Raw genomic sequence first — 13,840 nt, 5'->3', positions numbered from 1 at the left:
ATATTGGAGTATTCAACCATGACTACCAGACTTCGTCTTGCCGTAGCTGGCGTAGGTAATAATATTTCAGCTCTTTATCAAGGCGCTTCTTATTACGAGAAACTGGCTTCACAAGGTGTGAAAGAAACCGACTTCGTGGGAATTACTCGGCCACGAATCGGTGGGCTTGGCGTCAGTGACATTGAGTTTGTCGCCGCCTTCGACATTCATCCCAACAAAGCAGGTAAACCTTTTAGCCAAGCGGTTCTCGCAGAACCCAATAACTATCCATTGTTAGACGTATCCCTTCCCACGGTAGATTTTATTGTCCTTGAAGGTTTTACACAACAAAATAGCAATTCTACTTCTGCGAAGTTTAAAGAAATAGTCAGCCGTTTACGTGAAAGCAACGCGGAGGTATTGCTATACTCCCTGCCTACCGGATTACAATGGGCAGTTGACATTTATGCTAGGGCCGCACTTGAGGCCGGGGTGGCGTTCGTTAATGCAACTCCTGACATTGCTGCCCGCTCTCCCGAGTTGCTGGCAAAATTTGAAAAGAACAATGTACCTCTAATCGGTGACGACTTAGCTAGTCATTTTGGTACGTCTATCGTTCACCGCGAATTACTCGGACTACTCAGTGAACGCGGTATAACACTTTCAAGTTCGTATCAATTAAATTTTGGTGGTAATGAAGACTTTCGCAATCTGCGAGACCACGGCGCAAGCAAACGTGAGTCAAAAATCAATGCCCTCACACAAGACGGTGTCGATACCAGCAATGTCGAAGTCATTCCCTCCGCGGGCTTTATTTCACATCTCAAGGACAATAAGGTTGCCATTCTTAATATCGAAGGCCAGGGGTGGGCTGGCACGCCAGTATCAGTCGACCTTAAGCTGAAGGTGCAGGACTCTAGTAATGCAGCCGGGGTCATTATCGACCTCATTCGGATTGCCGCAGCCGCGAGAAGGATAGGCCTCGGCGGTTTTTCTGCGGCTGCAACCCGTCGCCTTAAGTCTCCCGCGGGCGGGCATCCAAAGTACACTCCGGAAATTATTGCAAAAAGTTTCAGCCAACTTGACGCATCTGCAAATTAATATTACCAGGAGTTATGAATGAATACGGTCCCAAAAACAATCAAAGTGGCACTGCTATCATATAACGGCGTCGATGAGCTAGATCTCTTTGGGGCCTATTCTGTGTTGAAGAAAGCAGCGGACGTTACGCCCGAAGAATATCAACCCGATATCGACATATATTTGGCGTCAACATCTAACGAGACTATCGGCTCGTCCGGGATACGATTCCGAACGACTAATAATCTTGAACAAATTATATCTGCGTCCGCCGTGGTAATCCCCGGAGGAAAAGGGGCCAGCGAGGCAGCAAAAGACGAAAGGATAATATCTTTACTTGTTAAAGCATTTGAGAATGGGAGTACTCTATATGGCATTTGTACCGGGTCACTACTTATTGCGGCAACAGGAAAAGCCAGTCACAGCTCTTTGGCAATTCACCACAATAAACGACAAATGTTGTCTGACCACCCACTTATCCATATTAAAACTGGATTAGTTCGTGATGGAAGAATAATAACAATCGGCGGGGACATGCAACCGTCGCTTAAATCAATAGATTTGGCTTTTGCCATATTGACAGATATTGCCCCTTATACAATCTCACCGGTTTCGCTGCGTATGGAGGTGATTCCCGGCCGCGGGGTAAGCACCTACGAAGCGATTTCAGGGGGACAGCAATGAGCGTGCCAGGACGTGTCTTAATCACAGGTGCAAGCCGTGGGATTGGCAGAGCCACAGCACTAACATTGGCCGCTAAGGGCCACGATCTCGTTCTTTGGGCGCGTTCGGGTTCCGAACTAATATCGCTGGCTGAGGAATGCCTGAAATTTGGTATAAAAGTGGAGTATTCTACTGTAGATATTAGCGATCCTATAGCGGTTACAACCGCAGCGAAAGAAAGTCTTTATAATGGCGCGAATTTATCCGCAGTAGTTCTGAATGCCGGACAAGGGCTGTGGACAGGATTGGAGGAGCTTTCAGAAACCGAATGGAAAAAAACGCTCGACATAAATCTTAACGGCACATTTTACACGCTTAAAGCCTGTATTCCACTTCTTACGAAGGTAAAATACAGCCTAGTTATCGGCATACTTTCTGATTCCGCTTTATATCCTTTTGTTTATCGTTCAGCTTATTCTGCCGCCAAAGCTGGTATACGATCTTTGCTTGATATAACAAGGCTAGAATTAAGATCTCATAGTATAAGAGTGAGTCTTTTATTTCCCAGTCGAGTAGATACCTACTTCAACGGTAGCCACGTGGATGCAAAGCCCGGAACCCGCGCTGACGCCCTCAGTGCGGATGATATTTCTCAAGCCATCCTAATGCTTTTCGAGCTTCCGGAAACTATGGAGATCAGGGAGATGCAAGTCTGCTCAATTTCTTCTAGCTTTGGGCCTTACAAATAAATTGAGGTGGGATGATGAACGACAGAGATATTATTTTGCCAACAAGCCATTCTAAACCAATAGGAAAATATTCGCCTGGTATATCAGTTTCAATCTCCGGTGCATCTAGGTTGATTTTTATCAGTGGACAAGTATCCACTGATGTTCATGGTCATGTCCTGGGACTTAATGATCCAGAACACCAAACAGAAATCGTTTTTCAGCGTATCAATAGCATTCTTTCTCATGCAGGCGCCAGATTATCCGAGCTAGTAAGTCTTGTGATATATCTCGTTGACAGAGAGCATTTTTCCGCCGTCTCGGAAGTGCGTAACAGAATCCTGCAGCAGCCTGCTCCGACCAGCACTTTAGTAATAGTATCCCAACTCGCAGAAAAGGGTTGTCTGGTCGAAATAAGCGGGATAGCAGTAATCAGGGATAGTGAGGGACGCCTAAAATGAATAATTCTGTAGAAAAAAATGAATCAAGGGAGCAGAAATTTAACACCTTGAAGGGGCTTTCCCTCACAAAGACAGAAGTTACTAGTTTATACCAGGCTTGCAGATCTGCTCGAATATTAGTAATCGGTTCGCTAAATATTGACCTTATACTGGAAATAAACGGTTGTCCCGAAGATGATAGTACTCTGACCATTCGCTCAGAGTCAACGTTGCCCGGCGGTCATGCCGGCAATTGTGCGGCCGCGCTTGCAAAGTTGGGTGTATCAGTCGCTATTTTAGGGGCAATTGGAACTGATTCAAACGGAGACATCCTTATCAACGATTTATCCCAGAGAGGCATTGATGTTTCATATGTTCAGAGAGTTAGTGAAGCCCCTACAGGTAGGGTGATAATACCTTTATTTTCTAATCAGCACTTCATGCTAATGTCACGAGGTGCCAATGAATACTTAACTGCAAATGATATAGAAGAAGCAATAAGCAATGCCGACGCCATAATCACCTTCGACCCGACTCCAATTGCGCTACATGCTCTAATGAAGGTAATGATTTCAAATCCCAAAAAACCTCCTCTTTTTTGGAACCCTGGAGGGATTTATGCTGGCGACAAGCTGGTAGACATGATCATACCAGCATGTCATACCCTGATCGTTAACAGACACGAATATTCGCTTATTACCTGTGATAGCAGTCGATTATCGATTCACGAAGACATCCCGGAAATTATCACCACGCTTGGTTTCGAGGGCTCACAATTGCAGGCGAATAACATGCTAACAAAGGTTCCCTCGCCATCAATTAATGCCGTCGATCCCACTGGTGCAGGAGATACATTTACTGCCGCCTATGTAGTTAGCTTTATTGCCGGACTAGAGGCAACACAACGGTTGAGATTTGCAAATATCGCCGGAGCCATAGCAACGATGGCCAAAGGTGCTCGGGGTAACTTGCCGACTTTGGCACAGCTCGTTACCACTAATATTACTATACCCACTCACTGATTTGATTACTATGAGGTAATTATAATGAGGCTTGAAAACAAAACTGCAATTGTTACTGGTGCCGCAGGTGGTATAGGACGTGCAATCGCTGATGCTTTTGCCAAAGAGGGTGCTAGGGTCCTGCTCGGAGATATTCGCTCCACCCCTTATGATCCATTACACGATAGGCAATCGTATTTGCAATTCGACGTATCTGATGCCGTTGCTTGGGATAATGCCATCGCTGATTTTTACAAAGAATATAATGGAATTAATATTTTGGTCAATAATGCGGCGATTACCAACTATCAATCTCTGGACGAAGTCAATCTGGATGACTGGAACCGTGTGATCAGTGTCAATCAAACCGGGCCTATGCTCGGAATTCGCGCTGTCGTGCCATTGATGCGTAAGGATGGTGGCGGTTCTATCATCAACATAACATCCAGTTGGGCTCATGTGGCAGCGCCTGGCGTCGCCGCATATCACGCCACAAAGGGGGCGCTAAGCATGATTACACGTAACGCCGCTGTGACTTTTGCCAAAGATAAAATTCGCGTTAATTCAATCGTTCCCGGCATAGTACGAACCCCTCTGGTTAATGCTCAAGATCCAGACATCACGGCATCAATTGTCAATATGACCCCGTTCGGGCTGACCGAACCTTATGAAATAGCCGCCGGAGCCGTTTTCTTAGCCAGTGACGAATCAAGTGCAATCACGGGCTCCGACCTCATGATGGATGGCGGTTATACCGTGGTGTAACGAGTATGGTCATGTCACATAGAAATTTTTTTTGGAAACATACAAAACCTTACCAAGCTCTAATTTTCGATATGGATGGTACTTTAATTGATTCGAGCGCTGTTTTTGAACGCATATGGCGAGCATGGTGTGCTCGTCATCATTTAGATTTTAACCTTGTACAATCTACGGCCCATGGACGCAGAACGCGAGATACGGTCAGAATGCATTGCCCGCCAGGTATCGACGCCGATTTGGAGGCGGATGCACTGATTTCCCGAGAAGAAGCGGATGTTAGAGGAATTGTTGCGATAAAGGGTGCGGCTGATTTTTTGAACAAAATACCCTTCACAAAGTGGGCAATTGTCACTTCAGCAAATACAGAGCTGGCTCATAAACGCTTGAAGGCAGCAAATTTACCTATCCCGCCAATCCTAATCTCAGCAGAGCTGGTCACCAAAGGGAAACCAGACCCGCAAGGATATTTAACCGCTGCGGAAAAGCTAGGTATCGAGCCTCAGAGCTGCCTTATTTTCGAAGATGCTCCAGCTGGAGTGGAAGCAGCTACATTGGCAGGAGCAAGCGTATTAGTCATCACTCAAGTCAATAATCACGCTGCTATAAGTGGTGTGCCAAAAATTTCCGATTATCGACATATCCACATCATTATCGATGAAACGGGAATATATCTTTCAAAAAGGAAATAATTTATATAATGGTCAAATCTTCCATAAGTACGCCATTAACTTTATCTACGCTGGCATTTGGGGCCTTCGTTGCACAGACAACGGAGTATCTTCCTATTGGCCTTTTGTCGCAAATTAGTGATGCGTTCAAAGTGAGCGACGCGCGAGTTGGATTATTGGTAACAGGCTACGCATGGATCGCCGCCATAACAGCAATTCCATTTACACTACTGACCAGGAAAATGGAGCGGAGAAAGCTTTATTTGCTATTGCTATTGGTTGTCACTTTAGCAAACGTGCTATCGGCAATATCACCCAATTATTGGGCACTTGCAATATTCAGGATAATTGTCGCTTTAACTCATGGCGTTTTTTGGTCAATTATCGCTGCATTCGCCATGCGTGCGTCGCCCAATATGGCAGCAGGGCGCGCTACAGCATGGGTTTTTTTTGGAATTTCACTTGCAGTCGTCGGCGGCGTACCTTTTGCAACAGCGGTAGGCCAATCATTTGGCTGGCGTATATCTTTCGGTATATTTGCGGCATTAGGTTTTGTTGGAATTATAGCCGGTACATTTCTCCTACCAATTCTTCCCGCGCAGCAAAAAAACCATCATTCCGCCGCTCCAGTTAATAATAAACCATTATATGGTGCAGCGTTGGTGACCGGACTCAGCTTAACTGCGCATTTTTGCGCCTACACATACATAGTTCCGCTGCTTAAAAGTGTTGCCATGGTCCCCATAAGCATGATTCCATTGATGTTTTTAGTCTTCGGCGTAGCAGGCCTGGTGGGAAATGCGGGGGGAGGATGGCTGAGCCGAAAGATAAAGCTTGTCGTGGCAATCGCCATTTTGGGAATTGTTTTTTCTCAATTAACTATACTTATCGCCGGTCGAGCGGCAGTGACAACCTGGTTCGCAATGACGTTATGGGGAGCGTCAATTACTATGCTTATTGTCGGTCTGCAGAGTTGGATCTTAGAAATAGCGCCACATCAGGCCGACGCCGCTTCCGCGCTGTATGTCGCGACATTTAACGGAGGTATAGGCCTCGGTGCGCTTACAGGCGGTTTAGCACTAGATTATAGCGGTCCTTCATTAGTTATAATCATGGGTATCATTTGTGGGACTACTGCCCTTCTTTCTTTGGCCGTCAATTCAAGGATCCGTTCGTCCGCATAAATAATACCCTCAATATCGTCGCTTGGTATTGGCAATTACCGATTACGAGTGAACGTTAATGATCACTTTTCCAAAATGGGCCCTACTGCGTAAATATTCATAAGCTAATTGCGTATTTTCGAACGAAAATACTTTGTCCAGAACCGGCGAAATCTTATAGTCTGATATGAACTTAAGCATTTCCATAAAATGATAAGCAGATCCAACGGTTATACCTAGAATATCGGCATTTTTATTTTGCAACTGCATCAGGTTCGATGATGGGCCAAAACCTGTCAAGACCCCTATTTGGGCAATTCGCCCACCTGTAGAGAGAGCATTGAGAGAACGATCAAACGTCCCTGGGCCGCCATTTTCCAGGATAAATGATACACCTTTGCCATTGGTCACTCTGGCAATCTCCTTATCCCAGTGAGGAATATTGATATAATTTATCGTATGTGTTGCGCCCAAATTTTTCGCCTTTTCAAGCTTGTCATCCTGTGAAGAGAGAATAATTACACTTGCACCAGCCGCGTTCGCAAACTGAAGAGCAGACAACGCGACACCGCCGGTACCTTGGATTAAAACCCTCTCATCTGGCACAATACGAGTTCGTACAAACATAGCTTGCCATGCCGTCAATGCCGCGCATGGTAAAGCGGCTGCTCGCGCGAATGACAGCTCATGACCGATGCCGATAACACTGTTCTCAGGAAAAACCACATACTCGGACAATACGCCATTTTGTGTATTTCCACCTAGGGCATTTGCGCCATAATTTCTGTCATAAGCCCCATCTAACCAATCGGGAAAAAATAGACTCGCTACACGATCTCCTGCTTTCCAGCGTTTTACAGCCTTCCCGGTCTCACATACAATACCAGCAGCGTCAGAAAGTGGTATCAGCCCGTCAGTGGCAAAAATGAGCCCATCGTGGATCATAAGATCTCGATAGTTTAAGCTTACTGCCTTTATAAGCACAAGAATTTCCTTCGGCCCTGGTTTCGGAATTGGTCCAGACTCCAAGGACAACACTCTTTTTTTATTTACTATTCTCAATCTGTATAAACGCATCATATTATCATCCATTGCTACTCGGCCTGAATCATTGAAATTTCAATCGTAACCTTTACAGCCATGTCAAAGTCAATCCCCCGATAAATAACTCTTGACTCTCACAGTGCTGTTAAACTGCAAAATCATCAAGACGCGCTAGATGTGTACACAAAGATCGCTCCTGCGCAAAGTCACTGGCATATTCATATTCATAGTCAAAATGGGGGTTTGCGATGAAGCAGGAAATACGTTCTCTAACGGGTTTGCGTGGACTCGCGGCGGTCCTGGTAATGTTTTATCACTATAATTCTTATAATCTTATTCCTCAGGGATTTGCTTATACTTTCGTGAGGCATGGATACCTAATGGTCGACCTTTTCTTCGTATTGTCAGGGTATGTCATGGCCATGACGTATGGTCGAATGTTCCAAGGACACTTCAGCTGGGTAATCTTTTACACATTTTTAACCCGACGGATTGCACGTATCTATCCGCTCTATATATTAATGATCATCCCCGCCGCGGTGCTTATAGCTACCGGATGGATGGATCGCTGACCAGGCCCACCTGTTCACGTTTCAGCGATAATCAACTTAACTATGTTACAGTCCTTAATCAATATTCCCACACTCAACACACCAGGTTGGTCCATCAGTACAGAATGGTTCGCATATTTGATTTTTCCGTTACTAGCATTTTTTTGTTTGCGCAGTACAAAATGGGCGGTAGTGATAATTTCGTTATTTTTACTTTTTGCGCTTCCCTATATGACGACGATTAATACCCTCGTTGATGAACCGAAACGCGCAGGCATACTTGACATATGGAATTATGGTACTGTTTATCCAATTGTTAGATGCCTTATCGAATTTAGTATGGGTATGATCGCATATAGAGCAACACAGATTAAGTCTGTAAGAAATTTATTAGGCAGCAATGCAATCTCTTTGGTTATTGCAATAGGTATAATAATTACTATGTGTATCAAACAAGCGGATATATTGTTTGCATTTCTACTCCCTTTATTCATGATTGCCATTTCCCAGAGCTATAACATTACCTCGAAATTTCTTTCTATAAGACCCATTTATTGGCTTGGCGAATTATCATTCGCTATCTATATGATTCATGATGTAATGATATATTTTATTGTTGCACTTGCTCGATGGCTAGCAGCGAAAGGTGTAACAGAGCATACTGCAATGCTAATATTTACACTGCTATTTGGGTTTATAGTGATTGGACTTTCTCAAATTGCTTATAGCTATATTGAAAAGCCTGCACGTAAATGGACTCGTCGTCTTTTAAAAAGTGATCAGTTGCAGTCACGATTACCAGACGAAGCAAAATTTACTTAGGTCAAACAGCACAATTCCACCAAATTTTATAGGCAGTGGATGTAATCTTTAATTAATACTGAATCGTCTAATTTTGATTGATCAATTCAAGCCATGAAAGTAGGCGATTCAATATCTATTGCGACGCAATTCTGAACGCATTCGCTCTAATCTCCGCAAGCGGCTTGATGCATATCACATTCCTATCAGGATAAAAAGTTATATATCATTTAACAATATATTCCTCTCATCCACAGAAACTTATTGTAGATATAGCTATCTGCTATATCCCTTGCCACAATATAGAGTTTCCTTAGGAAAATGATGTCTGGCTCATAATGCTTGTCTATTAAATAAATTCAGAAAAAGCTTGACTCTAACAGAACTGATAAGGTTTAAAATAAACATATGAAATTATCTATCGTACATATTTTAGGAGAATAGTATGCCAACAATCAAACTTGAGGCGTCAGAGGTTGAATATTTTATAGATGGTTCTGGATTTCCTCTTGTATTAATTCATGGCACAGGAGGTAATGCTGATACCAACTGGGGGCATTTAGTAGATCGTTTAAAAAATTATCGCAAAGTAATTAGGCCAAATTACTCTGGCTCAGGCAATACAACTAGTGATTTAGAGCCTTTGTCGATAGAGAAAATTGCCGAACAAATAATTTCTTGTGCGGATGCCGCCGGAGCAAAGAAATTTGATCTCATAGGATATTCCCTAGGCGCAAGCGTTGCTACATTTATTGCAGGCGAGCATCCTGATCGTGTTAGAAGTCTTGTCCTATTAGCTGGTTTCGCTTCATCAAATGATTCACGGCTCAAACTTCAATTCCATTTATGGAAAAGGCTCATTGAAACCGATTATCAGTCAGCTGCGGAAATGATAATACTAACAGGGTTCAGTCCATCTTACCTTTCATCTCTTCCATTGAGCACCATCAATGAAGCAAGTGAATCAATTATTTCCAATAATAATTGGGAAGGAATGAAACTTCAGGTTGATCTCGATCTTAATGTCGATGTTAAGCGGCACGCAAAAAAAATAGTTTGTCCAACATTAAGTATAGGTTGTACCCATGACTATATGATTGCACCAAAACATGCAAAGGAATTACATAAATTAATATCTGGTTCCTCATACGTAGAGCTTTCAAGTGGCCATCTTGCACCACTTGAAGTCCCTGAACAATTCCTTGATGTTACGATACAATTTTTAGAAACCCTTTGATTGATATTTAAGATTCGTCGGTATATGGTCGTTTTTTATATGATCATATACCGAATCATTGGCAATAGAAGAAAATCCAGCTTCTTCTATATATTTTCCCAAGATTTCCAAAGATTCTTCTAGTATTTCCACTCTTCTCTTTATCTTTTCTTTTTCAGAATTTAAAACTTTAAGAACAAGCGGGCAATCATCAAAATGAATAGTCTCTCCATCTATGCATGGAAGCAAACTATGAATTATTTTCAAAGTAAGGCCTGCATCCTGAAGTATTTGGATTCGTCCCAATCGACATACATCATCTTGTGAAAAGTTCCGATAGTTTGATTCGGTTCTTTGAGGAACTAAAAGCCTTTGTTCTTCATAATAGCGAATCATACGTTGACTTATGCCACTTTTTTGAGATAGTTCACCAATTTTCATTTTATCCTCCAATCTTTATACATTGCGCTGTAAAGAATTGAATAACATTTTCAATCAGTTAACACCAAGCCCTTGCCAAGCATCAATTAAATCAATAGCAAATGTGATAGTCTCTGTCAATTGCACCGCACTATTTTCTTTGAATCATTTTTCATATACATATTAATTCTGAGCATTAAGAAACTTGTTATTCTGTTATCTTATGAGGTTATTCCTTTTTACATTTTAGTTAGCACTTCCTGGTAAAATAAGCATTTTTTTACCTTCCATTCGTACTGGTTTCCCTACCCTATTCACTCTCAGGTGTGTCGGCATTCCTAAGCAGCTTAAGCGCAAGCACAGCGACATGTTATTCACTAATGTCAAGATACGAATGCGTGTCAGATATAATTAATACTTGGTATTTGCTTCCCGCGATCCTTTGAGCCACCAGCAGTCAACCTCGATTAACAATCAATTTATTGACCTATTAACACCGCTCAGTTCTGTTCACCTATCTATTCATACAATTTTTAAAGATATTAATTTAATTTTTAATAAAACCACGTCACTCAGCCAACATTTTATCCAAATCGAAACAACACATTCAAGATCAAATTAATAACGCTTTTCCTTTTAACAAAAATATCATGCATGAAAGGAGATATACTATGCCAATGAATAAACACCTCTTTAGTACTCCCAACAAAGCGCCGGACTGGATAACTATACGAGAGGCTATTGGAATAGCAAATCAGTTTACACATACGATAATCACAGAAAGTGATATTTATCGTAATGCCTTATATGGAAACATATTACTTTCCATCTATTTCCAGTCTCCTATCGTATTACGTAAAATACGAACATCCGGATTCAAAGTGAAGATGAGACCAGTAGGACATTCATTTATACGCCGAGTCTGCCTTCTTGACAGTAAATGCTTTCTTAGTGGACGTAATTTAACCGTAAGTACTTATGGTGAATACTTTTCCCCTTCACAGAGCATCATTGACACAACATTGACTGGATACGAATATGTTCTCGTACAACGCTTATTGGCTCGTTCCCTGAACATTCCATTACCCACAACAGGGGAAAATGATGTCAATTATGGTATTTCAGTTACCTTCTCGGGCGAGATATTTCAAGTATTTGAAAAAATCACATGGCAGCAAAGGATAAAAAAGCAAATTATGAAACTACCTGAGAATATTGTACCGGATATTTATAAGAAAATTTCACTTAAGGGCATGTATGGATATAACCACAAAGACTATTTCCCGGTTCATGACTTGCCGCAAGATGCTTGTTTTGTCATCCGTCATGCTGAACTTGAGAAGTTAATTAATATGCCTGTTAAAAACAGAACACCTCCATCGTCTTCAACACGGATATCCACGCCATTATCCCGCCTGTTCTGGCTTGCTTGCAAACATAATGAGATTATCAGCCCGTTAATCAGACAGCCTTATAAGCTGCTTTCTATTTTCGAGCAATGGGCATCAGAAGAGGGGATTACCGATCACCTCAGTGGCGACACACTGAAAACCGCGCTTGAACGCGGGTCCTCCAATTCTGCCTCGGCATTGCGATGACAACTATCTGCATTTTTGAAAGTCCGTATTAAGGACTATGGTACCCGTAATACGGGCTTATCAACTTTCTCTCCGCCCCTCCTATGTGTTGTCGTGTCATCTCCGGGCATATCCCATTTCTGCCACAGGAGGAAACCGTGACATCCTATCAGTTATTACGTCTGAAGCAGGTTGAAGAAAAAACCGGTCTGAAACGCTCGCAGATCTACCTGTATATGAACAACGGCACCTTTCCCCGATCAATTAAGATTGGCCCGGTCAGCGTGGCATGGCTCGAATCTGAGATTGATGAATGGATTAACCTGAAATTGACCAACCGCTGAAAGCGTTTAAGAGAGAATGATTATGAAAGGTAATCATGGCACGCTTTTGCCTGTCAGGCCGAACCACCGCATGATTTTTGAGTCCAGCTCCGAAATCATCCGTAATCCTAATGACGATGAAATCAAGGCACCAATTAAAAACCGTGGGTCCAGCTATCCTTCGAAAACATTTCTACGGCCTGGTGAATCTTATTTGATCACCCTGTTGCGCCGACTTCACGTACAGCAGTCGGGGGAGGCGTCATTATGATCCCATCAATAAATTACGCCATATTAACCGACGCCCTGCACGCCCTTAAGGAAGGCAACATTCGCCACTGCGAAGCGCTAGGTTTCACTTTCGACGAAATGAACGCCCTCAATCAGCTGTCCCTGGATGAACTGTTTATCATCAGCCGGGCATCAGCGCAGTTTATGGCGGTCACTGTCCATCATGACGCTTTACACCAAATCCTGGCATTGTCACGTCAGGAAGTTCAGCGCCAGCAACAGATTAACCGGGCCATGACGCTAGGGGGTTCGATTGCGCTGCTGAACCAGTATTTTGGTCTCACCTCCAATGAAGTCTGCATCCGTCGCCGGTTGCTGGGGATCACTATTCCCCATGGCCGCACACCCATACCAGATGAAGAGACCGATGCCGAGATCTGGCGACAATGGCAGAAACGCCATCCGGGAAATATTGCATCGCTCGACGCATTAGATGTCATGATGCAGATCGCTGAAGAGTTGTCCACACAGGGGAATGGTCCGTCCCTCACTGCCGTCTTGAACCGTATTACGCTTTGCGAAAAAGAAGCGTCGGACAGGAGGACATCCCATGCCGGATGAAATCGATCGCGATCAGGAATTTAATGAACAGCGTCTGGAGGATATGATTGAACAGAACCGTTTCAAATCGACTGCAACGCCATCATTGCCCTACTGCCGCCTGTGTGGTAAGCCCATTCCTGATAAGCGCCGTCAGACTTTGCCGGGCGTGACAACCTGTATTGAATGCCAGACAGTACTCGAACGCCGTCAACGCTGAGAATACGACGCCTTGCGTGCGGAGCGATATTCTTATCCGCACGCTTTTTATTATCTGCCTAAATCACTATGCATATTTGCATTGATTTAAATACAAATAAATCCGCCAGAATATTTCAGACAACCCCTTTCACCCAAGTATTAAATCAAATTCAAACACCGTTAATTTCCCACTGTTTTTCTTTTATTTCCCCGTTTGATTTTATTGTTACCCGCCTGAATCAGGCAGTGCATTCTGGCCGCGCCGTTATCCACTGGCATACCTGATGTACGCCTATTCGTCCAGGCCGGGTATTCGCTCTTTAACAACATGGGTCGGGCTGTCACGTAACCACAATTCAGTGTGCCGCTGAATGTCCTCGCTGACCCGTTGA

Annotated in this window: 15 protein-coding genes and 1 pseudogene; 14 read left to right on the top strand and 2 right to left on the bottom strand. The window is 43.3% G+C overall.

All coding sequences use genetic code 11. The features are described from left to right. The first annotated feature begins 18 nt into the window (after positions 1-18). Genes ABUK12_RS03000 through ABUK12_RS02965 form a run of 8 tightly spaced genes read left to right on the top strand, consistent with a single transcriptional unit; the run spans position 19 to position 6,505 of the window. Entirely contained in the window at positions 19-1,080 is a 1,062-nt protein-coding gene (locus tag ABUK12_RS03000) for an inositol-3-phosphate synthase (RefSeq protein WP_410014888.1), read from the top strand. 18 nt (positions 1,081-1,098) lie between these two features. Continuing rightward, on the top strand, positions 1,099-1,743 hold the full coding sequence (locus ABUK12_RS02995) for a DJ-1/PfpI family protein (protein WP_410014887.1): 645 nt from the start codon (positions 1,099-1,101) through the stop codon (positions 1,741-1,743). Continuing rightward, positions 1,740-2,471, top strand: coding sequence for an SDR family oxidoreductase (locus ABUK12_RS02990; protein ID WP_410014886.1), 732 nt, complete (start codon positions 1,740-1,742; stop codon positions 2,469-2,471). Before ABUK12_RS02995 ends, ABUK12_RS02990 begins: the two co-directional genes overlap by 4 nt. 11 nt (positions 2,472-2,482) lie before the next feature. After that, positions 2,483-2,911 carry a RidA family protein gene (locus ABUK12_RS02985; RefSeq protein ID WP_410014885.1) on the top strand — a complete coding sequence of 143 codons (429 nt, stop codon included), beginning with the start codon at positions 2,483-2,485 and terminating at the stop codon, positions 2,909-2,911. Next, entirely contained in the window at positions 2,908-3,912 is a 1,005-nt protein-coding gene (locus ABUK12_RS02980; protein WP_410014884.1) for a carbohydrate kinase family protein, read from the top strand. The genes ABUK12_RS02985 and ABUK12_RS02980 overlap by 4 nt, the downstream gene beginning before the upstream one ends. Before the next feature lie 24 nt (positions 3,913-3,936). Beyond that, positions 3,937-4,656: an SDR family NAD(P)-dependent oxidoreductase gene (locus ABUK12_RS02975; RefSeq protein WP_410014883.1), complete on the top strand. Its 720-nt coding sequence runs from the start codon at positions 3,937-3,939 to the stop codon at positions 4,654-4,656. An 11-nt stretch (positions 4,657-4,667) separates the two neighbouring features. Beyond that, positions 4,668-5,342: an HAD-IA family hydrolase gene (locus ABUK12_RS02970; protein ID WP_410014882.1), complete on the top strand. Its 675-nt coding sequence runs from the start codon at positions 4,668-4,670 to the stop codon at positions 5,340-5,342. Between the two features lie 8 nt (positions 5,343-5,350). After that, positions 5,351-6,505: an MFS transporter gene (locus ABUK12_RS02965; RefSeq protein WP_410014881.1), complete on the top strand. Its 1,155-nt coding sequence runs from the start codon at positions 5,351-5,353 to the stop codon at positions 6,503-6,505. Between the two features lie 42 nt (positions 6,506-6,547). Here ABUK12_RS02965 and ABUK12_RS02960 read toward each other — a convergent pair whose 3' ends face one another. Next, positions 6,548-7,576, bottom strand: coding sequence for a zinc-dependent alcohol dehydrogenase family protein (locus ABUK12_RS02960; RefSeq protein WP_410014880.1), 1,029 nt, complete (start codon positions 7,574-7,576; stop codon positions 6,548-6,550). A gap of 200 nt (positions 7,577-7,776) precedes the next feature. On the opposite strand from ABUK12_RS02960, the pseudogene ABUK12_RS02955 reads away from it, so the two are divergent. Beyond that, positions 7,777-8,901, top strand: a pseudogene (locus ABUK12_RS02955) (acyltransferase family protein). A 424-nt stretch (positions 8,902-9,325) separates the two neighbouring features. Next, a complete protein-coding gene (locus ABUK12_RS02950) occupies positions 9,326-10,117 on the top strand; it encodes an alpha/beta fold hydrolase (protein ID WP_410014879.1) in 792 nt (263 codons plus the stop codon). Here the strand turns inward: ABUK12_RS02950 and ABUK12_RS02945 are convergent. After that, a complete protein-coding gene (locus tag ABUK12_RS02945; RefSeq protein ID WP_410014878.1) occupies positions 10,103-10,537 on the bottom strand; it encodes a MerR family transcriptional regulator in 435 nt (144 codons plus the stop codon). The genes ABUK12_RS02950 and ABUK12_RS02945 overlap by 15 nt on opposite strands. Positions 10,538-11,187: 650 nt before the next feature. Here ABUK12_RS02945 and ABUK12_RS02940 point away from each other — a divergent pair. The 4 genes from ABUK12_RS02940 to ABUK12_RS02925 all read left to right on the top strand — a co-directional run bounded on the left by ABUK12_RS02940 (position 11,188) and on the right by ABUK12_RS02925 (position 13,467). Further along, the gene (locus ABUK12_RS02940) at positions 11,188-12,114 is read left to right on the top strand and encodes a hypothetical protein (protein ID WP_410014877.1); all 927 of its coding nucleotides are present in this window, start codon (positions 11,188-11,190) and stop codon (positions 12,112-12,114) included. Between the two features lie 137 nt (positions 12,115-12,251). Then, a complete protein-coding gene (locus tag ABUK12_RS02935) occupies positions 12,252-12,437 on the top strand; it encodes an AlpA family transcriptional regulator (protein ID WP_410014876.1) in 186 nt (61 codons plus the stop codon). A gap of 246 nt (positions 12,438-12,683) precedes the next feature. Further along, on the top strand, positions 12,684-13,268 hold the full coding sequence (locus tag ABUK12_RS02930) for a DUF2857 domain-containing protein (protein ID WP_410014875.1): 585 nt from the start codon (positions 12,684-12,686) through the stop codon (positions 13,266-13,268). Continuing rightward, complete coding sequence (locus tag ABUK12_RS02925) at positions 13,258-13,467, top strand: TraR/DksA family transcriptional regulator (protein ID WP_410014874.1); 210 nt, start codon at positions 13,258-13,260, stop codon at positions 13,465-13,467. Before ABUK12_RS02930 ends, ABUK12_RS02925 begins: the two co-directional genes overlap by 11 nt. Positions 13,468-13,840 lie beyond the last annotated feature (373 nt).

Origin of the sequence: Sodalis sp. C49 (assembly GCF_046352915.1) — a bacterium.
GTDB lineage: Bacteria > Pseudomonadota > Gammaproteobacteria > Enterobacterales > Enterobacteriaceae > Acerihabitans.
Note: the sequence above shows the minus strand (reverse complement) of the source record. Positions and strands in the feature narration are given on the sequence as shown.

Bases quoted from the DNA above. Each gene is read 5' to 3' on its own strand.
- ABUK12_RS03000 (WP_410014888.1), top strand. From the start codon at position 19: ATGACTACCAGACTTCGTCTTGCCGTAGCTGGCGTAGGTAATAATATT.
- ABUK12_RS02995 (WP_410014887.1), top strand. From the start codon at position 1,099: ATGAATACGGTCCCAAAAACAATCAAAGTGGCACTGCTATCATATAAC.
- ABUK12_RS02990 (WP_410014886.1), top strand. From the start codon at position 1,740: ATGAGCGTGCCAGGACGTGTCTTAATCACAGGTGCAAGCCGTGGGATT.
- ABUK12_RS02985 (WP_410014885.1), top strand. From the start codon at position 2,483: ATGATGAACGACAGAGATATTATTTTGCCAACAAGCCATTCTAAACCA.
- ABUK12_RS02980 (WP_410014884.1), top strand. From the start codon at position 2,908: ATGAATAATTCTGTAGAAAAAAATGAATCAAGGGAGCAGAAATTTAAC.
- ABUK12_RS02975 (WP_410014883.1), top strand. From the start codon at position 3,937: ATGAGGCTTGAAAACAAAACTGCAATTGTTACTGGTGCCGCAGGTGGT.
- ABUK12_RS02970 (WP_410014882.1), top strand. From the start codon at position 4,668: ATGTCACATAGAAATTTTTTTTGGAAACATACAAAACCTTACCAAGCT.
- ABUK12_RS02965 (WP_410014881.1), top strand. From the start codon at position 5,351: ATGGTCAAATCTTCCATAAGTACGCCATTAACTTTATCTACGCTGGCA.
- ABUK12_RS02960 (WP_410014880.1), bottom strand. From the start codon at position 7,576: ATGGATGATAATATGATGCGTTTATACAGATTGAGAATAGTAAATAAA.
- ABUK12_RS02950 (WP_410014879.1), top strand. From the start codon at position 9,326: ATGCCAACAATCAAACTTGAGGCGTCAGAGGTTGAATATTTTATAGAT.
- ABUK12_RS02945 (WP_410014878.1), bottom strand. From the start codon at position 10,537: ATGAAAATTGGTGAACTATCTCAAAAAAGTGGCATAAGTCAACGTATG.
- ABUK12_RS02940 (WP_410014877.1), top strand. From the start codon at position 11,188: ATGCCAATGAATAAACACCTCTTTAGTACTCCCAACAAAGCGCCGGAC.
- ABUK12_RS02930 (WP_410014875.1), top strand. From the start codon at position 12,684: ATGATCCCATCAATAAATTACGCCATATTAACCGACGCCCTGCACGCC.
- ABUK12_RS02925 (WP_410014874.1), top strand. From the start codon at position 13,258: ATGCCGGATGAAATCGATCGCGATCAGGAATTTAATGAACAGCGTCTG.